Source organism: Cupriavidus sp. C1SS-2L (assembly GCF_057073735.1).
Genome location: NZ_CP172710.1, coordinates 433,590 through 457,149 on the forward strand (window position 1 = coordinate 433,590; position 23,560 = coordinate 457,149).

General features: G+C 60.5%; 23 protein-coding genes and 2 pseudogenes. 9 read left to right on the forward strand and 16 right to left on the reverse strand.

Annotated features, from left to right (window positions below; all coding sequences use genetic code 11):
- Window positions 1-82: 82 nt before the first annotated feature.
- A complete protein-coding gene (locus tag ACIGJG_RS32750; protein ID WP_483674157.1) occupies window positions 83-976 on the reverse strand; it encodes a transporter substrate-binding domain-containing protein in 894 nt (297 codons plus the stop codon).
- A gap of 1,023 nt (window positions 977-1,999) precedes the next feature.
- Here ACIGJG_RS32750 and ACIGJG_RS32755 point away from each other — a divergent pair.
- Together ACIGJG_RS32755 and ACIGJG_RS32760 are read left to right on the forward strand one after the other, a co-directional pair.
- On the forward strand, window positions 2,000-2,581 hold the full coding sequence (locus ACIGJG_RS32755; protein WP_483674158.1) for an NAD(P)H-dependent oxidoreductase: 582 nt from the start codon (window positions 2,000-2,002) through the stop codon (window positions 2,579-2,581).
- Between the two features lie 533 nt (window positions 2,582-3,114).
- Window positions 3,115-3,273, forward strand: coding sequence for a hypothetical protein (locus ACIGJG_RS32760; protein ID WP_166487196.1), 159 nt, complete (start codon window positions 3,115-3,117; stop codon window positions 3,271-3,273).
- Window positions 3,274-3,453: 180 nt separating this feature from the next.
- Here ACIGJG_RS32760 and ACIGJG_RS32765 read toward each other — a convergent pair whose 3' ends face one another.
- The 5 genes from ACIGJG_RS32765 to ACIGJG_RS32785 all read right to left on the reverse strand — a co-directional run bounded on the left by ACIGJG_RS32765 (window position 3,454) and on the right by ACIGJG_RS32785 (window position 9,598).
- Window positions 3,454-4,224, reverse strand: coding sequence for an enoyl-CoA hydratase/isomerase family protein (locus ACIGJG_RS32765; RefSeq protein ID WP_140953289.1), 771 nt, complete (start codon window positions 4,222-4,224; stop codon window positions 3,454-3,456).
- Between the two features lie 15 nt (window positions 4,225-4,239).
- A complete protein-coding gene (locus tag ACIGJG_RS32770; protein WP_011295874.1) occupies window positions 4,240-5,043 on the reverse strand; it encodes an enoyl-CoA hydratase-related protein in 804 nt (267 codons plus the stop codon).
- A gap of 5 nt (window positions 5,044-5,048) precedes the next feature.
- Window positions 5,049-5,816, reverse strand: a complete 768-nt coding sequence (locus ACIGJG_RS32775) for an SDR family NAD(P)-dependent oxidoreductase (RefSeq protein ID WP_011295875.1) — start codon at window positions 5,814-5,816, stop codon at window positions 5,049-5,051.
- 4 nt (window positions 5,817-5,820) lie between these two features.
- A complete protein-coding gene (locus ACIGJG_RS32780; protein WP_483674160.1) occupies window positions 5,821-7,497 on the reverse strand; it encodes an AMP-binding protein in 1,677 nt (558 codons plus the stop codon).
- Window positions 7,498-7,567: 70 nt separating this feature from the next.
- Window positions 7,568-9,598 (reverse strand): 2,4-dienoyl-CoA reductase FMN-binding domain-containing protein, encoded by a 2,031-nt coding sequence (locus tag ACIGJG_RS32785; protein WP_483674162.1) that lies wholly within the window; start codon window positions 9,596-9,598, stop codon window positions 7,568-7,570.
- A 285-nt stretch (window positions 9,599-9,883) separates the two neighbouring features.
- On the opposite strand from ACIGJG_RS32785, the gene ACIGJG_RS32790 reads away from it, so the two are divergent.
- Both ACIGJG_RS32790 and ACIGJG_RS32795 read left to right on the forward strand, forming a co-directional pair.
- A complete protein-coding gene (locus tag ACIGJG_RS32790) occupies window positions 9,884-10,360 on the forward strand; it encodes a MarR family winged helix-turn-helix transcriptional regulator (RefSeq protein ID WP_011295878.1) in 477 nt (158 codons plus the stop codon).
- Between the two features lie 154 nt (window positions 10,361-10,514).
- The gene (locus ACIGJG_RS32795) at window positions 10,515-10,811 is read left to right on the forward strand and encodes a hypothetical protein (RefSeq protein ID WP_483674164.1); all 297 of its coding nucleotides are present in this window, start codon (window positions 10,515-10,517) and stop codon (window positions 10,809-10,811) included.
- A 120-nt stretch (window positions 10,812-10,931) separates the two neighbouring features.
- Here ACIGJG_RS32795 and ACIGJG_RS32800 read toward each other — a convergent pair whose 3' ends face one another.
- The 3 genes from ACIGJG_RS32800 to ACIGJG_RS32810 form a co-directional block, all read right to left on the reverse strand.
- Window positions 10,932-11,138 (reverse strand): LysR substrate-binding domain-containing protein, encoded by a 207-nt coding sequence (locus ACIGJG_RS32800; RefSeq protein ID WP_483674166.1) that lies wholly within the window; start codon window positions 11,136-11,138, stop codon window positions 10,932-10,934.
- 7 nt (window positions 11,139-11,145) lie between these two features.
- Window positions 11,146-11,325, reverse strand: coding sequence for a hypothetical protein (locus tag ACIGJG_RS32805; protein WP_308813433.1), 180 nt, complete (start codon window positions 11,323-11,325; stop codon window positions 11,146-11,148).
- 210 nt (window positions 11,326-11,535) lie between these two features.
- Window positions 11,536-12,075 carry a carboxymuconolactone decarboxylase family protein gene (locus tag ACIGJG_RS32810; RefSeq protein ID WP_011295879.1) on the reverse strand — a complete coding sequence of 180 codons (540 nt, stop codon included), beginning with the start codon at window positions 12,073-12,075 and terminating at the stop codon, window positions 11,536-11,538.
- A gap of 134 nt (window positions 12,076-12,209) precedes the next feature.
- Between ACIGJG_RS32810 and ACIGJG_RS32815 the strand changes: the two genes are divergently transcribed.
- On the forward strand, window positions 12,210-13,178 hold the full coding sequence (locus tag ACIGJG_RS32815; protein WP_011295880.1) for an AraC family transcriptional regulator: 969 nt from the start codon (window positions 12,210-12,212) through the stop codon (window positions 13,176-13,178).
- 19 nt (window positions 13,179-13,197) lie between these two features.
- Here the strand turns inward: ACIGJG_RS32815 and ACIGJG_RS32820 are convergent, their stop codons facing one another.
- Window positions 13,198-14,067, reverse strand: a complete 870-nt coding sequence (locus ACIGJG_RS32820; RefSeq protein ID WP_011295881.1) for a LysR family transcriptional regulator — start codon at window positions 14,065-14,067, stop codon at window positions 13,198-13,200.
- 127 nt (window positions 14,068-14,194) lie between these two features.
- Between ACIGJG_RS32820 and ACIGJG_RS32825 the strand changes: the two genes are divergently transcribed.
- Window positions 14,195-15,181, forward strand: coding sequence for a zinc-dependent alcohol dehydrogenase family protein (locus ACIGJG_RS32825; RefSeq protein WP_041680742.1), 987 nt, complete (start codon window positions 14,195-14,197; stop codon window positions 15,179-15,181).
- 94 nt (window positions 15,182-15,275) lie between these two features.
- A pseudogene (locus tag ACIGJG_RS32830) lies at window positions 15,276-15,580 on the forward strand (pyridoxal-phosphate dependent enzyme); the annotation flags it as partial.
- Window positions 15,581-15,610: 30 nt separating this feature from the next.
- On the opposite strand, the pseudogene ACIGJG_RS32835 reads toward ACIGJG_RS32830, so the two are convergent.
- The 3 genes and pseudogenes from ACIGJG_RS32835 to ACIGJG_RS32845 form a co-directional block, all read right to left on the reverse strand.
- Window positions 15,611-15,718 (reverse strand): annotated as a pseudogene (locus ACIGJG_RS32835) (LysE family translocator); the annotation flags it as partial.
- A gap of 362 nt (window positions 15,719-16,080) precedes the next feature.
- The gene (locus tag ACIGJG_RS32840; protein WP_166487197.1) at window positions 16,081-16,221 is read right to left on the reverse strand and encodes a hypothetical protein; all 141 of its coding nucleotides are present in this window, start codon (window positions 16,219-16,221) and stop codon (window positions 16,081-16,083) included.
- A gap of 201 nt (window positions 16,222-16,422) precedes the next feature.
- Window positions 16,423-17,217: a bestrophin-like domain gene (locus ACIGJG_RS32845; RefSeq protein WP_483674169.1), complete on the reverse strand. Its 795-nt coding sequence runs from the start codon at window positions 17,215-17,217 to the stop codon at window positions 16,423-16,425.
- Between the two features lie 2,214 nt (window positions 17,218-19,431).
- On the opposite strand from ACIGJG_RS32845, the gene ACIGJG_RS32850 reads away from it, so the two are divergent.
- Window positions 19,432-19,716, forward strand: coding sequence for a hypothetical protein (locus tag ACIGJG_RS32850; protein ID WP_140953291.1), 285 nt, complete (start codon window positions 19,432-19,434; stop codon window positions 19,714-19,716).
- A gap of 833 nt (window positions 19,717-20,549) precedes the next feature.
- Here the strand turns inward: ACIGJG_RS32850 and ACIGJG_RS32855 are convergent.
- Window positions 20,550-20,912 (reverse strand): GNAT family N-acetyltransferase, encoded by a 363-nt coding sequence (locus ACIGJG_RS32855; protein ID WP_483674170.1) that lies wholly within the window; start codon window positions 20,910-20,912, stop codon window positions 20,550-20,552.
- 25 nt (window positions 20,913-20,937) lie between these two features.
- Between ACIGJG_RS32855 and ACIGJG_RS32860 the strand changes: the two genes are divergently transcribed.
- Window positions 20,938-21,339, forward strand: a complete 402-nt coding sequence (locus ACIGJG_RS32860; protein WP_483674171.1) for a hypothetical protein — start codon at window positions 20,938-20,940, stop codon at window positions 21,337-21,339.
- 378 nt (window positions 21,340-21,717) lie between these two features.
- Here ACIGJG_RS32860 and ACIGJG_RS32865 read toward each other — a convergent pair whose 3' ends face one another.
- Both ACIGJG_RS32865 and ACIGJG_RS32870 read right to left on the reverse strand, forming a co-directional pair.
- The gene (locus tag ACIGJG_RS32865) at window positions 21,718-22,263 is read right to left on the reverse strand and encodes a LysR substrate-binding domain-containing protein (RefSeq protein WP_483674172.1); all 546 of its coding nucleotides are present in this window, start codon (window positions 22,261-22,263) and stop codon (window positions 21,718-21,720) included.
- A gap of 269 nt (window positions 22,264-22,532) precedes the next feature.
- Window positions 22,533-23,519 carry an MBL fold metallo-hydrolase gene (locus tag ACIGJG_RS32870; RefSeq protein ID WP_011295887.1) on the reverse strand — a complete coding sequence of 329 codons (987 nt, stop codon included), beginning with the start codon at window positions 23,517-23,519 and terminating at the stop codon, window positions 22,533-22,535.
- Between the last annotated feature and the right edge of the window lie 41 nt (window positions 23,520-23,560).

Here is a 23,560-nt window from a genome sequence, read left to right on the forward strand (position 1 = left end):
CCGGTCGCTGTTGGAATCCCCGCATGCGGGCCAGTTATTCCGCTGGCGGTCGTTAGGGCCATCTCGAAATCATGCAGAAATATCACTGCGCCGGTTTATCGCTACGTGTCTTGATGTTTGCTCGCAACGGCTCGCTCATCGGCATATTCAGATTCACTCCGGCAGGTGGGATCGGAGATTCAAACCATTTCTTATAGAGCCGTGTAAATTCTCCCGATTTCATCAGTCGCGTTATGGTCCCATCCACCAGCTTCTTGAACTCCGCATCGTCTTTACGGACCATGCAAGCATATGGTTCCACCTGAAGCGTATCGCCCACGATCTCAAGCGAAGAAGGGTTCCTTGAATTGGCACGCAAGCCGAATAGCAGAACGTCATCCAAGGCAAGCGCTGACGCGCGATCGTTTTCCACGAGTTGCATGGCGTCTGCATAGTCCTTGCCGGAAATCATCTGGACGTCGATATTGTTGTCAGCGCCGTGCTTTCTCACTACCTTCTCGTTCGTGCTGCCGGCGGTGCTGGCTACCGTCTTCTTCGCCAGATCAGCGTAGCCATTAATACCAGAATCGCGTTTGGTCAGCAGACGAGTTCCCGCGTAGAAGAAATTGATCGAGAATGCCACCTCCTTGCCACGCATGCTGGTATTGGTGGTCGAACCACACTCCAAATCATAGGTACCGTTGACCAGCAACGGAATACGATTCTGCCCGGTCACTGGGATGTATTCGACTTTGAGGCCAGGCTGCTTCAGCCGGCTTCGCACATCGTCAACGATGGCTTCCGTCAGGTCGACTGAAAATCCAACGGCTTTATGCGGGCCAAGCAGATAACTAAAGGGAACCGCCGCCTCACGATAAGCGACGGTAATCCTGCCCGTCGCAGCAACCTTTTCCAGTGTCTCGGCATGAACACCTGCCGCAGCGACCGATAGCCCGCCCGCGATGAGGGCATAGGCAATCTTGAAAGGCGTTTTCATTCTTGTTCTCCGTGGAAGCGTGGAACACTCCTGCGCAGTACCACCCCTAATGGGGTCGTTATGAAAGGGAACTCTGACCTCTTTGGTGTCAATCTAGGCGCCATCCGGAAAGCGCGGTTGACCTGGGTCAACTCGGCGGATAATGCTGGATATCAAGCCACGCTTCGTTGCTACCCGCTTCCCTGGGCCGCCATCTCGGCTGGATGACAGTTCCGGACGCTCAGGTGGCGCCTCCTTGGCCGTCAAGGTCGCTCGCCGTGATTCAGCCAAATGCCCGGAATGGGTCAGCAGAGGGCGCCCGTGGCCGCGCGGGGCTCTCTCCATCCTCGGTGCCGTTGCCCTCAACTTCGTGCTGGCAACCAATCCCCGCCCGGCACGCTATGTTGCCCCGTAACCGTCGCTGGTGCGATTCGCTCGATCACCTGCCAGTGGGAGCGATACGTTTCGCACTGCGCAATGGTGAGCAGGTTGCAAATCTGGATCCCCAATCGCTAAGGCATTGCGGGAACGCATCTCGTTTCATGGAGTTCGAAGGTCCACCGCACAGCCGACTTGATGCCCTTCGATGGTGGCGAGGGCTGAAGCCGGCCATGATGCGTCACTCACCTCGGGCGCGAGGCTAACATTAGCTTGTCGCCTTTTCGCCAGTTACCGGTCACTCGCGCATCGCATCGAAGGCCTACTTGCCTTCGTCGCCTCAAGGGGTAGCATAGCCCCATGCGCCTTGGACAAACCGCTGTTGGTTTTGACGCCTGGACCGACATCACTTCTCACCAGAGTGCCAGGCAATTTCGCTGGAAAGCCAAAGAAGAAGGCCGGCCGCGGAGGTGAAAATTTGGCCTTCAGCCAGCCTGGGGCCTACGCCGAGGAGCCCTAGCGCCCACACTCCAATCGGCGGCAATGAAATTATGCCGGCCAGACGTATCACTCCGCGTGCCAGTGCTTCTGTCATATCATCACCTGTCTGGGGCATATTTCCTTAGTGCCTTGTACCGCCAGTCTCCCCAACAGCTTCCCCGCAGCATGTCCAAGCGCATCGTGATCATCCAGGGGCATCCAGACCCATCGGGCCATCACTTGCTGCATGCGCTGGCTGACGCCTACGCTCAAGGCGCGACCACGGCGGGACACGTCGTACGGCGCGTCGAGGTGGCCAAGCTCGACTTCCCGCTGCTTCGCACGCAAGCTGAGTTCGAGACTGGCACATTGCCTCCCGCGTTGGAGCAGCCAAGGGAGGACATGCACTGGGCAGAGCATTGGGTCTTTCTGTTTCCGCTGTGGCACGGAACCATGCCGGCGCTGTTCAAGGGTTTTCTCGAACACATCTTCCGGCCCGGCTTTGCCATGGACTACGAGAAGAAAAGTTTCCCCGGACGACTGCTCGCCGGCCGCTCGGCACGCGTCGTCGTGACCATGGGAATGCCGGCGCTGCTGTATCGCTGGTACTTCGGCGCATACGGAGTTCGCGGCTTCGAGCGAAGCATGCTGAGCTTCGCCGGGATCAAGCCAATCCGCGAGAACCTGTATGGGCTCGCCTTTGCCAACGAGAGGACACGTACCCGTTGGATGGAGTCCCTGCGTGAACATGGTGCGCGCGGGGACTGACCGGAGCTTGCCAGACGCATACCTTGGATGCCCCTTCCTGGACGATCCGAGACGGTTCCAGTTTCGCAACGTAGAGTCAGACAATTATCAGCACGAGCAACAGGCTGGCAAGTGGAAGTCCGGTGCTGGCCATCCGTGCGGCAGTGCCTGCAAAGCCGCTGATCATGTGGATCCCGGCTTCGGATCAATCAGTGAGACGATCGAGCAAATAATTGATCTGAACTATGGGCGCTATTTCTAGACTGACTACCCTAGAACGGGTTGAATAGCCAAGACCCTCCCATGACAAACCCTGATTCGAAGGCGCGCCGACCCGGTACGATCGGCGTCGGCATCATCGGCGCCAGCCCGCTCAGTCCTGGCTGGGCACTAGCCGCACAGGTTGCCGTTCGACGAAGTGATGACCAAATCGCCACGTGTACCGTGAATCTCCCAGCGAAGGACTTTGGGTCCGGTGCAACGGTCTGGAGCGCGGACGGCGCTGCGGCTTCCCCATTGGCGCCGGCTAGATACCGGAAGCGCTAAGGACGGGCATGGCGGCGAACGTCATACACGAGTACATTGCCATCGGCCACGACCTCGCCACAGGCGCGCACACGGTTCCCGACTTCTCGTATGCTCTGCGCCGGCATCGACTGCTCTCGGCAATTGAGGATGCCTCACGGCTCGGCGTCACGGTCAATATCGAATGACGGTCTTCAGACCGGCCTCAGGGTCGAGCTCGACAACTCGATCCTGACGCCACGTCCAACAGGAGGATATCGTTATTGAAATCGAGGGGCGGGTTGTGCATGCTGCCAGACTACCCTGCCGAAAAACCCCTCTGAACACTACCAAATCGCCTTGGTGGCGCGTGGAGCGGATGGCAGGGCTCACCGATCGGTGAAACCAGCAGGCCGTTTGCCAAGAAAGGCGCGGATCCCCTCATGCGCATCGTCGGTCTGGAATGCCTGCATAATGAGGTCCGCTTCCATACGCAGCCCCTCCGCCAGCGGCAGGTCCAGGGCACGTTGAACGGCAGTCCGGGCCAGCAGGGAAGCGCATTGGCTATGGCGAACGAAGCGATCGGCAAAGACCTTTGCAATGGCAACCGCATCACCGTCTTCCACGACGTCATTGACCAGTCCGATTTCCCTGGCCTCGCGCGCATCGATCATTCGGCCTGTCATGATCAACTCCAGCGCACGCGACTCTCCGACCAGCCGCGGAAGTCTCTGCGTGCCTCCGTATCCAGGCAATAGCCCCAGCCTGACCTCCGGCAGGCCAAACTTTCCGCTTGTGGTCGCCACCCGGAAAGTACATGACATGGCAAGTTCCAGACCACCACCGAGCGCATAGCCGTGCAGCACCGCGATGGAGGGGACACGCAGGCGGTCAAGCTTTGCGAAGGTATCCTGTCCTAGTCGAATCCCTTCGCGCTCGGCCCAGAAATCTCGGTCAAGCAGGCCCTCGACATCGGCGCCCGCACAGAATGCCTTGTTTCCCGCGCCGACCAGCGCAAGCGCCCTGGCGGGCGACCTCGCGACCTCATCGATCGCCAGTCCAAGTTCCTGTATTAGCGAAAGGCTCAGGGCATTGAGGCTTTCCTGCCTGTCGATGGTGATGACAGCAAGATAATCGTCGTAGTGCAGGTTTATCGGCATGATTCCATCCCCTTCTTACGCGTCGCCCTCGTGGCCGTTCACAATGCCCCGGAACTGCGGCCGGCGCTTCTCAAGGAATGCAGACACGCCCTCGCGCGATTCGGCGGTCTGATAATAGAGCGCCAGGGCCTGCATGCCGAGCCCGCCAATGCCCCGGATCGAATCGGAATCGGCATTGAAGGATCGCTTGGCGATGGCAATCGCGGTCGGGCTCATGCCCAGGATCTCGTTGCACCAGATAGCCACTTCCGCATCGAGTTCCGCAGGATCAACCACCCGGTTCACCAGTCCCATCTCCAGCGCCTGTTTTGCCGGATAGCGGCGACACAGGAACCAGATCTCCCGCGCCTTTTTTTCTCCGACGACTCTCGACAGGAATGCCGTGCCGAAGCCCGGGTCGACCGAACCGACCTTCGGCCCCACTTGCCCGAAGATCGCGGTGTCCGATGCGATGGCAAGATCGCAGCACGTCACCAGTACGTTGCCGCCGCCGATTGCATAGCCATTGACACGCGCAATGACGGGCTTCGGTACTTCGCGGATCACGCCCTGCAACTCCTCCACGGGCAGCCCCACCACGCCCCTGCCGTCATACTTGCCATCATGCGCCGATTGATCTCCGCCCGTACAGAAGGCCTTGTCTCCCGCGCCGGTCAGGACAATCACGCCAATGGAAGGATCCCATCCCGCCGTGTTGAACGCATCGATCAACTCCTCGCAGGTATGCCCCCGGAATGCGTTATAACGCTCGGGACGATTGATCGTGATGCGTGCAACGCCGTCCTTCCTGTCGAACAAAATGTCGGTGTATTGGGTCATGATGCTTAACCGTGCATGGTGAGACCGCCAGATACGCTAATGGTCTGGCCAGTGATGAACCCGGCTTCCGGGCTGGAGAGAAAGACGACGATTCCGGCAACGTCTTCCGGCTTGCCCAGACGCTTCAATGGGATCGCGCGCTTCAGCCCTTCATAGAGCTTCTTCCCATATTCGCCATCGCCGCCAAATGACTGCAGAAGCGCGGTGTCCGTGGGCCCCGGACAGACCGTATTGACACGGATATTGTGATTGGCACATTCGCGGGCAATCGTCTTCGTGAAAGCGATGATCCCGCCCTTGCATGCGGAATAGACGGCCTCCCCCGAAGATCCCACGCGGCCGGCATCCGAGGCGATATTGACCACCATGCCCCCTCCTCTCGATATCATGTGCGGCAGCACGGCATGGTGAAGGTTCAAAGGACCGACCAGATTGATGGCGATGACCTTGTTCCAGAATTCCGGCGAACTCTCAAGGAATTGCACCGGCAGATCCCATCCCGCATTGTTGACCAGAGCATCGATACCGCCCAGGCTCTCCGCGATCGAACCGATCCGGCTGACGACCCGCTCGTGGTTGGTAATATCGAGCGGGAGCAATGCCAGTTGGGCGTTGAGAGGCCGGAGTGCCTCGGCAAGCCGTTGCAGCGCATCCTCATCCTTGTCTACCGCTACCACCCTGGCCCCGGCATCGACGAAGCGCCGACAAATTGCAGTACCGATTCCGCCAGCCGCGCCTGTAACCACCACCACTTTGTTGTCGAGATCTCGCATTCCCTTACTCCGTCGTACCTGAATCGGGCCCGATCGCACCGTTGCCCACCAGGTGCTGTAACGCGGACTCGCGTAGCTTGAATTTCTGAAGTTTTCCCGTGGCGGTTCTCGCCAGACTGTCAAAGATCACGTGCTGCGGCGCCTTGAAGCCAGGCAGTCTGGCGCGACAGAAGCTGATGATTTCACTGGCATTGACGCCCCCCGCGAGATCCGCCTTGAGTTCGACGATGGCGCATGGCACCTCTCCCCAACGTGGATCCGGCACCGCAACTACAGCCGCGCCTGCTACGGCCGGATGCTCGTAAAGGACGTCCTCGACCTCTACCGAGGAAATGTTTTCTCCCCCCGAGATGATGATGTCCTTTGAGCGATCCTTGATTTCGATATATCCGTCGGCATGAACCACAGCGAGATCTCCGGTGTGGTACCACCCACCTGCGAACGCCTCCTCTGTTGCAGAGGCATTCTTGAAATAGCCTTTCATCGCCAGGTTGCCCCTGAGCAGGATTTCCCCCATCGCACTGCCATCCCGCGAAACCGGCGATAGCGTTTTGGGATCCGCCACCATCATTTCGTTCATGACGACAGTTCTGACCCCTTGCCGGGTAAGGTGAACCAGATGCTCTTCTTCCGGCAGCGCCTGCCATGCCTCTTGGCTTTGGCAGATCGTGGCAACCCCGTGCATCTCGGTCATGCCATAGACATGCTGCACGCGGAAGCCGAGCTCGATCAGCCTGCGAAAGACCGCCGGCGGCGGTGATGCTCCTCCCGACAGCACACGGATCGGCCTGGCCGGCGGCACCCACGACGGCGGCACACTCTCGATCAGGAAGGAAAGGACTGTCGGGGCGCAGCAGAAATGCGTGACGTCGTGGTTGGCTATCGCGTCATAGATTGTGGCTCCGCTCACCTTGCGCAGACAGATCTGTGTCGCGCCGACCGCGGCGAGCGCCCAGGCATAGCACCAGCCATTGCAGTGGAACAGCGGCAAGGTCCACAGGTAGACGGGTGCGTCGCCGCTCAGCTCGGCATTGACAAGTTGCCCCAGCGCATTGAGATATGCGCCCCGGTGGTGATACACGACACCCTTCGGATTGCCAGTGGTTCCCGACGTGTAGTTGAGCGCAATCGCGTCCCATTCGCTCAGCGGCAGGCGAATATCCGGCGTGTCCGGCGCGCTGGCGAGGAACGACTCATACTCGATATGCCCAACCGGCCGGCTGCCCGCCACCTCCGGGTCCGTGATATCCACAACGGTGATCGGCTCGCCAAGCACGGCGATGGCCGCGCGCGCAACCTCGGCGAACTGTTGATCGACAAACAGCAGGCGGGTCTCGGAATGCCGGAGAATGAAGCTGACGGCCGCGGCATCAAGGCGAATGTTGATGCAGTTCAGCACGGCGCCTGCCATCGGCACACCAAACTGCGCTTCGAGCATGGCTGGCGTGTTGGGCGCCAGGATGGCAACCGTATCGCCACGTTCGATGCCGTGATCGATCAACGCGCCAGCCAGCTTGCGGCAGCGTCCGGCATATTCCTTCCACGTGTATGAGCGGTCGCCATGGATAATGGCAATCCGATGCGGGTATACATCCTCGGCCCGATTCAGGAAATGGAGCGGCGTCAGCGGCTGGTAGTTTGCCGCGCGCTGATCGAGCCCCAGATCAAATTTTGTCACCATGAAGTGTCTCCAGGAAGTCCTGCATCTCGGTGGTATGGCTGTTCTTGCGGCCCGATAGGGCCGCGCGCCTTCATACGGTCATGGCGAGCCGCGTTGCCTGATCAATCGCGCGCAGCGCATCCAGCTCGCTGGCCACATCCGCACCTCCGATTACGTGGACATTTGCGCCACTCGACCGAAGCGCTTCGTAGAGCCCGCGTTCGGACTCCTGGCCGGCGCAGAGGATGACGTTGTCGACCTGCAGAACGTGCGTCTTGCCGTCTATCGTGTAGTGCAGGCCGTCATCGTCCACGCGTTCGTAGACCGCTCCGCTCGCCATCGCAACGTTGGCCCGCTTCAGCCTGGACTTGAGAATCCAGCCGGTCGACTTGCCCAGACGCTTGCCCAGCGCTTCGGGCTTGCGCTGGAACATGTGTACCTCCCTGCGCGCATGTGCGGGGGCAGCAGTTTCGGCCGATTCGCTCAGGCCGCCTGACGTGGACAGCGACGGATCGACACCCCATGTGGCAAGGAAGCTGGAGGGATCCAGTGACTCTTCCGCATCGCCGAGCAGGAACTCGGCCACATCGAAGCCGATACCGCCTGCGCCGATGATGGCCACCCGCTGCCCGACGGCAGCGCCGCGGGCGAGCACATCGACGTATGAAAGGACCTTGGGATGATCCACTCCTGGAAAGCCAGGTGAGCGCGGACGCACGCCCGTCGCAATCACGATTGTGTCGAATCCAGCTTCCAGCAGTTCGCCGGCTTTCACGAAGCGTCCCAGATGCACCGTCACACCAAGGCCGTCGAGCCTGGTACGGAAATACCGCAGCATCTCGTTGAATTCATTCTTGCCCGGCACGACGCGCGCCATGTTGAGCTGACCGCCGAGTTCATTGCCGGCCTCGAACAGCGTGACCCGATGACCGCGCTCGCTTGCATTGATGGCAAACGACATGCCAGCAGGGCCGCCACCGACCACCGCGATCCGCTTCGTCCCTTCGGGTGGCTTTGGCATGAACTCGATCTCTCTGCCTGCGCGCGGATTCACCAGACAGGTGGCGGTGCGATCTGTGAAGATGCGGTCCAGGCAGGCCTGGTTGCAAGCGATGCAGGTGTTGATCTCGGCCGCCTTTCCAACGCGGGTCTTCCTGGCAAAATCGGGGTCCGCGAGCAATGGCCTGGCCATGGAAACCATATCGGCACAGCCTGATGACAGCAGCGCCTCGGCGCCGTCCGGCGTATTGATCCGGTTCGATGCGATCACGGGGATGTCAACTGCCCGCTTCACATTCTCGATCGCATACGCCCACGCCGAGCGCGGTACGGACGCGGCAATCGTCGGCACCGCCGACTCGTGCCAGCCCACCCCGGTATTGATGATGTCCGCGCCGTTGGCCTCCACGCGCCGCGCCAGCTCGGCCACCTCCGCGCCGGTCATCCCGCCCTCGATCAGGTCAACGGCGGAAATCCGGTAGACCACCAGAAAGCGGTCCACTACACGACGGCGAATGGCCTTCAGGACTTCCAGCGGAAAGCGGATGCGCGCCTCGAAGCTGCCGCCGAACTCATCGGTTCGTTGATTCGTGAACGGCGCCGTGAACTGGTTGATGAGGTACCCCTCCGACCCCATGATCTCGACGCCGTCGTAGCCACCCTCCCACGCAAGCTCCGCGGTATTGGCAAAGTCCTCAATGGTTTGCCAGACCTCCTCCGTCGTGAGCTCGCGTGGCGCAATCGGGTTGATCCGCGCCCGCTCGGCAGACGGCCCCACGCAAAGATGGTGCTTGGCGTAGCGACCTGCATGGACGATCTGCAGCGCAATGTGCCCGCCTGCTGCATGCACCGCCTCCGTGATCGCACGGTGCTCCGCCAATTGACTGCGTTCGCATAGTAGCGGCGCGCCAGGTTCGAAAACTCCCGCGGGATTGGGAGCATACCCGCCGGTCAGAATCAGGCCGGCTTCGCCCCTGGCGCGTGCGCCGTAGAACGCGGCCAGCCTTTCATGTGGCCTGTCCAAGGTTTCCAGCCGGGTGTGCATCGCGCCCATCACGATGCGGTTCCTGAGGGTGATGCCTGCAACGCTGAGGGGAGCCATCAGGCGTGGGTACTGATCCATGGTTTGCTTGCCTCCAAGACCGTGTGTTGTGGTGTTCGGAAGTCTAGGTGCTCAATCTCATATATGACAAGGTCTTGATATAAATATTTTGGGAAACAACGGGAATTTACCTAGTCAGGCCAGTGCCGCTTGCGGCGTCTATGTCAATACATTGATGTTAAGGCACAATAGAAAAGCTCCTGCACCGGGTCAATGCGGCGCTGCGGCGACGGCAAGGTATCATCTGGCGTCCAGTCGATTTCATGTCTCATGGAAGCCAACAAGATTCGAAGCAAAGGGAAGCAGATGAAATCCGCAAGCGCAGAAGAGCGTCCTGACCAGTCCGGACTGGATGTCACCAACCGGCTGTTCTTCCGACTTTTTCAGGTGGGCAACATCCTGCATCGCCAGACCGCCAACGAACTGGGGATCAGTGGTGTGCAGTGGGCCGTGATGGGAGCACTGTCGCGGCCGAAGGCCACGCACGGCATGTCCTTCTCCGAACTGGCCGAGTATCTGGTGGTGAGCCGCCAGAACCTCGATGGCGTGCTAAAACGGCTCGAGCGCGAAGAACACGTCTCGCGCGTGACCAGCGATGAAGACCGCCGCGCACGACGCGTGGTCCTGACCAGCAAAGGAAGGCAGTTCTGGGAAGAGCTGCAGCCGAAGATCCACGAGTTTTACCGCCAGGCGGTGATCAACCTTCGTTTTGATGACAAGGTCTCCTTCCTTCACTACATGAACACACTCAAGGGCGACCTGAGCACGGTCCACCTGACGTGACATCTGTGCCGGGTTGGACTGCGGGTCGCACGGATCATGATTGTTCATGCACGCCTGCCTGTAAATTTACGTTATTGCATGGCGCTCAAACAAAAATGAATGACATGGAGGCATCCCGGAGTCACGTTCGCCTAGGCAAGAGCCGGGCACGTAGATGCAGCCAGCAGCGAACGTGTGCACCCGGCTCCAGTTCTGCAAAAGCCAGCGCTATGCGTTCACCCAGAAAATGGAGCAGCACACGCACACGCGGCGCCATGTATCGATTGCGTTGAAACAGGGCATTCAAGGGCAAGTCCGGACAACGCCATTCCGGCAGCAGCAGTTCGAGCCGCCCATCGCGCAGATCGGAAATGCCGCCTCCTTCCACACCCCACCCCTTGCCAGTGCACCGTCGTTCGTCTCGCGGGAGCTCGCAACCGGCGCGAAAAATTGCACTGTTTCCCCGTCGTGAGCGAAGTGCCATTCGTTGGCCACGAGGCCGACGACAGCGGTAGGGACCTGTGCTCCGACAGGATGAACGGGAACACCGAACTGCTGTATATATCGAGGCGAGGCGCACAGTGCTCGCCGGTTATCGGCAAGGCGTTTCGCGATCAAAGTGCCGGCTGTCGGCAGCCACGCCAAACCGGATCGCGATGTCGATATCGTCGTAGAGCAGATGCAGGATCGAGTCGGACAAAACTAGCGCGATGCTGACGTTCGGATGGTCTTCATTGAATTCGTCCAGCCAGCGCCTCAGCATATTGCGCCCGAAGTCCGACGTTGCGGAAACGCGCACGCGTCCGCTAACCTGTGGGTGCCTGCATGAAGCGTGGCAAGCGCGTCTTCAAGCGTCTGAGGTGCGTGCTGGCAATCGCAAGGTAGATCCGGCCCTCATTGGTCAGCCGCAACTTGCGCGACGTACGCTCGAACAATTGCGTGCGCAGCGCAGACTCGAGCTTGACGCTGGCCGTAGCCGGTGACAGGCCGAGCTTGCGGCCCGCTGCCGAAAGACTGCCGAGATTTGCCGCTTCGACGTGTAATCAAATGGCTTAAATGATCTTCGAGCGAAACGGAAGAATCCCGAAACCCTGTTCGTGCCAGAGATACCTGACCGCTGCACGGCTATGTCCGGGCCCGAGCCGGCCTCGCCCCCGGCGGCGCTGCCCATTCAAGGCGCCCGCCGGGAGAGCGTGTCAGGCCACCGCCGGGAAATCCAGGGCCGTGTCGTTCACGCGGTTGACCATGTTGGTGAACAGGATGGCACTCATGGCCTGGATGATCTCGACGATCTGGCCATCCGTGTAGCCGGCGGCGCGCACAGCCTGCACGCTCTCCGCCGGCACCGTACCACGGGTACTGACGAGTTCCAGCACGAAGCGCACCAGCGCATCGATCTTGACGTCATCGGGGTAGCTCCCCTCCCGCAACTGGCGCATCTGCTGCCCGCTGTATCCTGCCAACTTGCCCATGAGCGTGTGTGCAGCCACGCAATAGTCACAGCCGGTGTGCTCGCTGACGGCCAGGTTAATCGCCTCCAGCTCACGCGCCGACAGAGCGCCATTCTTCAAGATCTGCCCTGTCTGCAGCGCATTGGCAAGCACAGCAGGGGCATTGCTGCCGATGGTCGCATAAGCATTCGGCACCTTGCCGATTGCCTTGCGGATGGCGCCGAACAGCTCGGCGGTCTGGCCGGTGGCGTCCTGGACGGGGATGGTATGCAGACGAGTGGTCATGATGGTTCTCCGGTTTCCTGTCAGTGAAGGCAAGCACTGCTTCCCTTGACTTCATGGTAGGCCCCCGGCAGATTCGAAAGAGCTAGAATCAGCTCACGTTTTGGCTCTATCGTCTCAGCCACGAGGGAAACCCCATGGACAGTCTCAGCGAGCTGGTGCGGCTGCTGTCGCCATCCGGCACCGTGGACCTGCATTGCCGCGTGGCCGGCGCGTGGTCCGCGCACAACGCGCAGGCCCCAGCGGGCCACATGCCATATCACGTGATCCTCGACGGGCGTGCCGACGTGACAATCGGCAAGGACGTCTTGCCAGTGAGCGCAGGCGATGTCCTGCTCTTTCCGCGCGGCGCTGCGCACACGCTGGCCAGCGCGCAACGCACCAGGCGAAGCGGGCCGCCGCGCGGAACGGCATCGCAGCGCTTCAACGGCGTGGTCACGGAAATCACCGTGCCGGGGGCCGACGCGCCACTCGACATTCTCTGCGGCACCTTTGCTCTGGGCGGCGGCGCCGGAATCCTGCTGCGCGCACTGCCGGAGATGCTGTGCGTGCCTACGGCCGGGCCATCCCCCGGCGAGGGCGGGCATGACGCTGGCTGGCTGCGCGGGCTGATCGGCATGATGCATGCGGAAGCCGAAACGCCTCGGCCGGGCGGTGCGGCCATCATTGCCGACCTGTCGACCGCGCTCTTTACGGTGCTGCTCCGGACGCTGATTTCGCGCGGTACGGTGACACGGGGGGTGCTCGCCCTGCTGGCTGACACGCGCATGGCGAAGGCGGTGGATGCCGTCGTGGGCTCACCGGAAAGGCCGTGGACAATCGAAAGCCTGGCGCAGTCCGCCAACGTCTCTCGCGCCACGCTCGCGCGGCGCTTCACACAACTGGGCGGCATTACACCGCTGGAACTCGTGACGACGCTACGCATGGAGCGCGCGGCGCGCCTGCTGCAGCAAGACAACCTCTCGGCCGCCGCCGTCGCCGAGCGATGCGGCTACGCCTCCCAGGCTGCGTTCGGGCGCGCCTTCAGCGGACAATTCGGCGTGGGGCCGGGAGCGTATCGGCGCCAGCAGCGGGCATTGCGAACCAAGATGCGCGATGCCGTCTGACGGAGCGCGCGCGGCGCACCTATCGCTCTCCCAGGCACGCCACCGTCAGGTCCACTAACGCCCGCAAGCGTGCCAGCCGGCGCAGGTCGCGGTGAAGGCCAAACCAGACATCGCGCCCCGGCGGCGCTTCGCCCAGATCGATGCGCCGGAGGTCCCGCGTGGCATCTCCCAGCGCACACGGCAGCACTGCGAAGCCACCGCCCTCGGCGCACATGCGCGCCTGCACGCCACGGTTGTTACTGCGATAAACGATGCGTGCCCTGGGCAGCATTCGCCCGACCCATTCCACGTCGGGCAGCGTGCCGAAGGCAGTGTCCATGCTGATGAGCGCTACACCCTCGCCATCGCCGGCGCGAGGCGCCACGAGATCCCGGTGCCCGTACAGCGCGTAGTTCATGTGCATCAGCTTGCGCTGGATGACGTCGGGCTCCTCGAACGGCATGATGCGAAATGCCAGGTCGGCTTCGCGGCGCGCCAGACTGTATTGGCGGGAATCCGTCACCAGCTCCAGCGACACATCCGGATGCTGCCTGAGGAAGCGGGCAAAGACCGGGGTCAGCACATGCATGCCGAACCAGTCGGACGACGTGACACGCAACGAGCCTGTCAGCGCGTTGCCCTGTCCGGCCAGCGTTCGGGAGAGGCCCAGTGCTTCCTCCTCCATGCGCTCGGCGTAGACCAGGACGGCGCTGCCTTCGTCGGTCAGCACAAAGCCGTCACTGGTGCGGTGGAACAAGGCCTGCCCAACCGCCTCCTCCAGCGCCCTCAGGCGCCGGCCCATGGTCGGTTGTGTCTGGCCGATCACCCGGGCCGCGCCGCCGAGCGTCCCGGCCCGCGCGATGGCGAGGAAGATGCGCACATCGCTCCATTCGAGTCCATGGTCATGCATCTATGACTAGCCACCATTCAGGATTATTGGTTTTCATGCGATTGCGCATGAACCATCATGAGTCCAACGACACGCGGAATGCAAGATTGCCAGGCGTGACGACCGAAAGGAAACACAGGAGGTGACGATGTCCATGCAGGCCCTGGTGCTGAACCACTACAACGGCCCCCTCGAACCAACCACACAGCCCCGGCCCACCCCTGGCCCTGGGCAGGTACTTGTACGCATCGCTGCGAGCGGCCTCAATCCGCTCGACACCAAGATCCGGGCGGGCGCCGCCGCGCATGCGCGGCATCCGCTACCACTCGTGCTTGGCATTGACATGGCCGGCACGGTGGAAGCAGTCGGTGCAGGCGTTACCGCTTTTCACCCTGGCGATGAAGTCTACGGCATGACCGGCGGCGTGGGCGGCCTGCAGGGTTCGCTCGCGCAGTACGCCGCCGTCGACGCCAACCTGCTGGCCCGCAAGCCGTCGAATCTGTCGATGCGCGAGGCCGCTGCCCTGCCGCTGGCTTTTATCACGGCCTATGCCGGTATCGTCGATCGGGCGCATCTCCAGACCGGCCAGACCGTGCTCGTGCAAGGCGGCGCTGGCGGCGTGGGCCACATCGCGGTGCAACTGGCACGCGCGCTGGGCGCCACAGTGTTTGCCACGGCCAGTGAGAAGGATCTTGACCTGGTGGGCAAGCTCGGCGCAACGCCCATTGACTACCGCGCGCAGCCTGTCGAAGCGTATGTCGCCGCGCACACGCAGGGTGAAGGCTTCGAGCTGGTCGTCGACACGGTCGGCGGCCCGACGCTGGATGCCTCGTTCACTGCGGTGAAGCACTTCGGCCACGTGGTGAGCGCGCTGGGCTGGGGAACGCATGCCCTGGCCCCGCTGTCATTCCGCGAAGCCACCTACTCGGGCGTGTTCACACTGTATCCGCTGCTCACCGGCAAGCTGCGCGCCCATCACGGCGAGATAATGAGCGAGGCCACGCGGCTGGTGGAAAGCGGGCTGTTGCGGCCGGTGGTCGATCCGCGCCGCTTCACGCTGGCCCAGGCGGAGCAGGCATACGAACTCGTCACCGCAGGCACCGCGCGCGCCAAGGTGGTAGTCGAGATCGCGTGATGGCTGGGGCAGGACTACGCCTGCTCCCAGTCCACCTGCTCGATACCGGCCGCGTACATCGACGACTTCCTGACCTGCAAGCTTGGAAACTGACATGGCACTACACGTCGAGACCCCGCTGCTGGCCTCGCCATCGCTGAGCGCAGCGGCCGGACGTACTGTCTGGCTCAAGCTGGAATCGCTGCAGCCGTCCGGATCGTTCAAGCTGCGTGGCATCGGTGTCGCCTGCGAGACATATATGCGACAGGGCAAGCTGCTGTTCTCTCGTCATCGGGCGGCAATGCGGGAATCGCCGTGGCTTACGCCGGAAGCCGCCTGTCGATCCCGGTAACGGTGGTGGTACCCGAATCCACCACAGCGCGCGCAAAGGCATTGATCCGGCAGTACGGTGCGGAAGTCATCGTCCACGGTATGGCGTGGGACGACGCCAACGATGCCGAGCAGCAGGACTTGCAGCGCCACGCTGCCTTGCCCTGCCACGACGAACTGCGGCAGGAACGCCAGGAAGAAGATCACAACTTTTGGGTTGGTGAGGTTCGCCGGACTTGTGTTCCTCGGACTGCCGGCGAAGCTGGCGTTGTCACACCTCTGACGCCGCTCAGCTCAGCGCAGCATTCTAGAGCGCAGCACGCCATGGATTTGGGCGACGACCGGCGCGCCCTCGCTCCGCGGCGGCCGCCACGCGCTTAGAGGCCACTGCAGTCTCCGCCGCCCGGCAGGTCACTAACCCACTGCGTAAACGAAGATGGGCGCGAATATCCCAGCAGCGTGGCCATCCTACCTATTGGATAGCGTTTGTTAGATAGGTAGCACGCGGCGAGCTCCTGGCGCACATCATCAACGAGGTTCGAGAAGCTGGTGCCCGCTGCCAGAAGTTGACGCTGCATGGTCCGCACCGCTCAGATGAAGATGGAGCGCCCCTCTTCTACAGTCGCCTGCTCGATCGGCTGCAGCAGGTGGATGGTCTTGCGTACTTTAAGCATGATGGACTCCGGCCCGGAGACATTGAGCGGCCGGGCCAGGCGTTCTGTGTACTTCACCGAAGCGGCGTGCGAGGTTGCCCCGACCGTGCCATTCAGACGACCGGTTGAATCCGCACAAGGAATCCGCCGTTAGTGAAGCGCGTGGTCCAGTGACCGTAGTGGGTCGGGTACGGTCCTCCGCCTCCAATGGCCGACAGCACGCTCATTGGCCTCTCTCCCGTGTCTGGGCACTGGCGGCGGCATGCTGCACCGGCCCGATCATCGCATTCCATTGCGGACGTCCTGCAACACCTCGTCAAACGCATCAACGCGGATCAGGCCCAACCGCGGAAACTCCAGGTCGACGATGACATAGAGCGTCCCGGCCAGTGTGGCCACGAAGAAAAGCGCATGCAACCAGTTACGCGGACCGTTGCTGGCCATGCCATAGCCCGCGAACAGGGCCCCGATCCAGCAAAGCGCCAAAAGCATGCCAAATATGACGGTGGGCGGATGTTCCTTCGTGGCAGCGAGCCGGGTCGATGCCGTATCGAACGCTGCATTGAGCGCTGGCAGCAGAAGCATCGTGGCCGCCGTACTGGTGGTTCGCTGGGACTCAGTTACGGATCTTGTCCAGAGGCGCTCACGCAGTCCGTCCGAACGGGCCAGGGCTGCATCGACGCGTTTTCGGTCGGGGACGGCTCGATAGGCGTCAAGCCGGGCATCCAGATACTGCCGGAATATCTCCTGCAACTCACCGCGCGCCGGTTGCGGCAGCAGATCCAGGCGCAAGTAAGCCGTGCCGATGTCATTGGCTTCCTGGACGATCAGCGTACGCCGCATATCAAAGCGGCTTGCCGCCCCGGAAAAGGTGAAGGCGATCAATAGCCCAAGCAGTGCAAATATCGCGCTGGCGACTGCGCTGACGCCCGTTGTTTCCGGTTCCCGACCGGAGGCAACCTGCCATCGCCACACCAGCCGGCCCAGTTCCAAGCCAAGCAAGATACTGGTGAATAATCCGATCGCAAACACCAGCCCGCCGCCCCAGCCGGCACCATAAAGTAGTGATGCCAATATCGCCTCCGGTGCTTTGCCGCGCGACGCGCGCTTTCCTACTTAAAGACGGTATGAAAAAGCTTCGCCGTCGTATGTTCACTTCCGCACAGATGTTCAATACGTTGGCGTCGAAGTTTCGATCGAATGGCAGAACAGATGAAAGTCTGCCTACTTCAGGGCGTTCTCGGCCATGATGGGACGCTCGTCCGATGCATCGTTGAGACATTCACATGGCAGTTCCAGTCAGCAAGCGGTCGTTCGAATGAATCTTGAGCGTAGGCTGGCAGTAGCTGCATTGCCTGCCAAGCGTCTCCGTTTCGAAGCCAGCACTGGAATTGGGACTGTACTAAGCGCTATAAGCGCCGAGCTGCCCGGAAAGCCCGCGCGTAGATTCAGTCACCGTCGAGGATGGATCGACCGCCTATATCGTCTATCGTCGGGCCGTTCGCCCGCTTTCTGCTGGAATAAAACGGCGATGTCCATTGATGTCAAGTCCCACCTCGAGCAAGATGCCATAGGACACTCTAGTTTTCCCTCACCCGAATGGGTCATCTTGGCGCCAACGCACATTCGCAACATTTAAATCTGGCTTAAACAGAATTAATTTCATTACACGCTCACCTCAGTGAAATTAAGATTTATTTATTCTGAAAAAAAATCCTTTGTCACAGGTTTGCAACAGGATTTAGAGAAAGGACAACGATGGCCAGCATTTCTTCGTTCGTACTAACCTACTGAAAATTGGCCACTTCCGGCTTCCTGGTTAGTCGCCATGGTGTCAGCCATTGCAGGCCGGTGCCGATTGCGACATATTGAAAGTGAAACGTTTTAATACAACTCAATTTAATTGGCCTGCCTGTCCATGCCGGCTTCTGGCCTCACAGCAGGCTTGGCACGACTCTAGCTACGGTCGACTCCACATCCCAACCTGACATAACGCCAGAACTCGTTGTCGCTTTACAGTTGAGCACAAGCTTGAATTGGTAAGCGAATTAGGGGCTGACGCCTCCCCTTGATAAGGAGTTGCCCATGAGGCTCACCGCCCCCCTTCTGCGCACAGTTTGGCGGAAAGTTATTGCCATAAGCGCCCTTACATGCTGCGCTGTCGCGCATGGCGAGCCGGCGGCAACAACGGAACAGAAGTTTCCACCCGGCTACCTGGAATCGGTTTCAACGGGTTATGAGAACGGTCAACTCCCCCAAGCGCCTGCCCCCGAAAAGACGCCAGCAACGACGCCTAGCCCAGCGGCCCAGCCTCTGCTTATTGCCCAGCCTCCAGCCGCTATTTCCCAGCCCAACAAGAAAAAACCCAGCAAGTAACCAGGAAAATTTCAGCAATGCCGACTATAGCTATGAAAAGAGCCCTCTGGAATATTGCGCTTGTCGCCCTGGTGGCCGTGCAGTACCACGCTTGGCTGGGGTAGCCTGCCCGAGTAGACGCATTGGACCCCCAGTTCGGCTTCCCATATGGCAAACGGGCTGAACTGTGCGATGCGCCTACACATGATTCCCTCGTTTTGTTTTGCATCAAAGTATCTCCATGGACGCGTCTCTGGCAATGGCTTATGTGAGCCGCACAAACAGATATGACAAGGTTCCGCCCCAGTCGACGCTTCCTTGCCAGTTTAGCGATCGGCTCCTGTATTCCCTGGTTGCCTCTCGTTGAGCGGCTTGCAGGCTTTCCGGCCAAGCGCTCTTGATATAGGCAAGCGCAGCGGCGATGTCCGAGTCCAACAAGGTAGCTTTGAAAGCAGGCATATCGCTTTCATAGCCAGAGGGCGCAGTCTCGTCGAGAACCAGTCCATTTTTGGTAATAGAAAACAGTACTTGGTCGGGATGGTGCCAGGTATGGCCGCTCGCATCGTGAGGCGGTGCCGGCAGTCGTCCGTTTGGTCCGCGACTTCGCCAGCTCGGCTGGCCCTCAAGGTTTGCCAGCGCTTTGTCTGTCGCGTCCGGATTTGGAACTACTTCTCTGCCGCCTGACACGCGGCACATTGGCTGGCGTAGACAGCCTTCCCTCTGCTAACCACGCAAACATCACGGCAGCAACGACGCCGACCGTGGCTAGCCCAGTACTCGACCATTTCAGTATTTGCCAGGCTCTCATCTTCAATAGTTCTACTTCATGATTTGGATTCGCTGGTTACCTTACCGTTTGTTACGCGGCGCCAACCCGTCTCAGGCTATATTAGGGGTGAGTGAGATTACTCTCGACATTTGTAAGGGGACGTGATGTTCAAGAAAACACTGGTAGTTGCCGTCGGAAGTCTGCTGCTTGGCTTGAGTCTTACTGCTTCCGCGCGTGGCGGTGGTGGAGGCGGTGGTGGCAACTTCGGTAGCGCGGCTCCTAGCCACGCAAGCAAAGAGGCCATGACAAATTCCAATGGCTCGTTTTCCAGCGACCGCGACAAGGGCCAACAGCGTGCTGAGGACCGGAGAAGTCTGGAAGGCTCGAGCCACGAAAAGGCACAAGACAATCGCATGCATCGGAACACCAAACACGCGCAGAAGCACTGAGTTGGGAGTTGACTAAGTCCACTATCTTGCGCGGGTTATCCGCTGCGAAATTGGGCGTCGCGCTAGCAAGTTCGGAATTCACGGCTTCGGCCACACTAAACTTAGCGGAACCCGTCTGGCGAGTGTAGTGGGCGGCGATGAGAAGGTAGAGGCTTCACGATCTCCGCGAGTGAAGCGGGCCCATCAGCGGGAAGGTAAGAGCGGACGATCCGGGGCAAGGCGCCGACGGGACGGGCAACGGCAAGGACCTGCTTGTTGTCATCCACGTAACGATAGAAGCCGGCGAGTGCTTTGCGCCCGACCAGTCCGCTGCGAGTACCGACCTCGCCACATTCAAGCATCCGTGAGATGGCCGTGCAGAAATAACAATCCAAGTTGGGAGGACCGGCACGTGCGGATTGACCCCAAGCCCGGAACTAACTCGGAGAGCAGCGCGGCTTTCGAGCCAGCGCACACAACGCGAAACGCTGATGGCTTACCGCCACCCATCGCCTGGGAGAGGAAAACGCTCTATGAGCGGACAAAAACCGGAGCGAGGCGGGGGCATCGATCCGGTCCTGCGCAGTGGCGCACAAGTGGTGCAGCAGTTCCGCTGCGGAATCAGATTAAATCATATTTAATACTGATTTTAGAGTAACCCATATCGTATGTTGCAACGCAGCAACGCAAACACGGTTCAGTGTGAAGGATGGCTGCAGAAGACATCAATGTGGCGCGTTGCACCTCCAAAGCAAATCAAGGTTCATCAGTTTTCCCTCTCACCATCGCGGGTTGAGTTTCCGTCACGTCGAGCCTCTTGTGAACTAGCTGCCACTCCAGGCACCTCCGCCCGCTCAGTCGAGATGACGGCACATGTAGTGTGTCCTTGCACCAAATCGCCGGAGGAAATCAGTGGTTAGCTTCATCTTCTGAGGCATGTCGTCCAACGCGGTGAGCGTAAACCCGAAGCGGGCAAAGAACGCGGGATGCTCAGATGTCAGCACCGCAGCTCGAGTGCAACCATTAGCGCGGGCGCGCATCAAAATGGCTCTGACCAGATGAGTCGCAACCTGGCGCCCCCTGTATTCGTCGAGCACCGCGGCGGCTTGAATAATGACCGTCTCCTCATGCACCTCACCGCAGGCACAACCGATGACCTTTTCTCCTTGCACTGCCAGGCTGTAGAAGGAGGACGAGGGGTCGATATCGCCGCCCATCAGACCGCACGCGTGGAATACCTCAGTGATTGCCGCCACATCCGCTGGCCCGGCGGCTCGAATTCTCATATCGCGTATCATTCTTATTATCCCGAGAGCGCATCGCCTCAACAATGCATCCGCCATCCCGCCCTACGCGGATTTTAAATATCCCGCACAAAAAAAAGCCAAACCAAAAGTAAAAGAGACCCGCCGCAGCGGAAATTTTATCAGCGCGATAAGTCTGAGAAAAATTAAATTTAATTCACCCGAACGGGTCTTTTCTGTGAATTTATTCGTATTTAATTCTGATTTTAGCGCCACTAATTTCTTCGCTACCTCGTATCAAGCGAAACAGGCAAAGAGAAACTTCTCTCGGAGGACGGAGGGATGCAATCGAGCGACCGCCACTGTTATTTCGCCAGGCCGTTCACGGCTTCTGACCTGATGCCGATGGCCGTCGGTCCAACCTTTCCTCTAGCTGGGTCCTCACGATCGGGCACATGGTGACGGAACGCTCGTTACGAGCGCGTGTGCGAATAGGCCCGGGCAGCATGCTGGTCGCACGGCAATTGATTGCCTTCTATGACGGCATAGGTGACGAAACGAAGAACGCGTTCCGCAACAATCCTCCGAACAGCGTGAAGCCATCGCTACGAATTGCGCGAAGCCGAAGGTAGAAACGGGCCGCGATGCGCCGCTCCCCCGCCCCTCTCTTTAACTGGCTGTAGTCGGAGGCCAGTTACCGACGTTCTCCGGCACTGTCAAAGGGGCATTCTGACGGCTGCTACGGTCTAACCAGACTTCTGCACCTGCTGGCCTCTCTTCACCTCGCTGATGGCGGCGAGAGAGGCTGCATGGTGTTAACTGCGGAAGTCTCAATTCTTCGTTCCCGTGAACCGGCATCCAGTTGTCGAGGCAACGCGCCCGCAACCCGATACAGAGCCTGAATCACCTGCCGCGACAGCTCGCTCTTTAAACACGACAGGTAGTCAGTGCTATGGATCGGCTCGCTCTGTAACCGGATGGTCCGGAACCGCTCTGAAGCCTGAGCCTCCGAATCCCAAACGATGCCGCATCCAAGCCCCGCGCTGACCGCCTCGCACAGTGCCTCGCGACTGCCCAGCTCATGCGTGAAGCGCGGCCTGACGCCAGCCCGCCGGAGCGCTTCGTCGATGGCCTTCTGCGTCATCGACCCCGACTCGCGCCGCACCATAGGCTGGTCCCTTAGCTCTGCCACTGTCACCTCGTCGCGTTCTGCCCAAGGATGTGAATGGGAAGGGATTAGTACGGCCGTGTGCTTCCACAGCGCATCAAGAACCGAACGCGGCGAGAACCTGTCAAGGTGCTTTTTGTTGCTCATCACGGCCATAGAACGCTGAGTGACCGGTGCACTTTGGGAACGGACGCCACATCAGCGCTGAGCCCATGGAGCTGCTTCGGGTCGGGTACGGCCCGCTGCCTGCTGGCGTCGGAAGACGTCGGTTGGCCGGCGTGGACGCTCGTCACCGCACCGGCTGCCTCTTAACTGTCTACGCGTGCATCCGTCACAAAGAGCGAATTCCCTCCTTCACACGAGTTGTTCCGAGCGCTCCCGCGGAGCGGATGGGGTTGTTCGTCAATGGGCCACAAAGCCTGCCGCTACTTTCCCAATGTCACGCTGTAGGGCTCCGGCACCCAACTGAAGCCTGTTTTCTCAGCGCGCACACGGCCAATTCCCGGGAATGTCAAATGTGCCCCCCCGACCAAGTACCCCTCCCGGGAGGCCTCGGCAAGTATGCGCAGTCGCGTCGCGGTGGCGCCTGCCCGGTCCACGTCGTAGTCGATAGTGATCGCCGGGGCGCGGAACTGCACCTCGCTGGCGTGGATGATGTCGCCCCACAGCAGCAGGCGTTGCCCCTCGCTCTCGATGAAGTAGCCACTCATCCCGGGGGTATGGCCATAAAGCGGTACCGCGCGGATGCCAGGAAAGAGCTGCGTCGCGCCGTCGAAGGTCTTGAGCCGGCCTGCTGCAACGTAAGGGTCAACCGTCTGATGCGATTGCCGGAATGTGTTGCGCGCTCCTGGCGATGCCTTTGCCTCCGCTGCGGCACTGAGCCAAAGTGCGGGATCCCGCTGGTCCACATGCACCGTCGCATTCGGGAATACGCGCTGCCCGCCGATACTAAGCCCCCCGGAATGGTCACCATGGATGTGTGTAAGCAGCACGTCGTCGATGTCACCGGGCTCATAGCCGGCCGCACGAAGGTTGGCGACGACCTGGCCGGTGAGCGACCCGAACAACTCCCCTGCACCGGTATCCACCAGGAGATTGCGTTCGCCGGTATCGATGAGGTAGCAGTTGACGGATATCTCGATCGGCAGGGCAAGATTGGCTGCCGCGTAGGCCTCGCGCACCGCCGAAGGATTGCTCATGATCTTTGACACGTCGCGCGGCGCAGTGCCGTCCGACAACGCGGTGATCCGGAACGCGCCAAGGCGGAAGCGGTAGAAGCCCGGCGCTTGGCGGGCCTCCCATCCGCCGCCGGACCGCGGCATCGACAATGGGCCCGTGTCGGCAGGACTGGCCGCCTGGATGGCCATCGAAGCTGAAGCGAGAACAAAGAGGCCGGAGAGACGCAGGAGCATGACAATTGATTGTTTCGTGATAGAAGACAAACAAACAATAG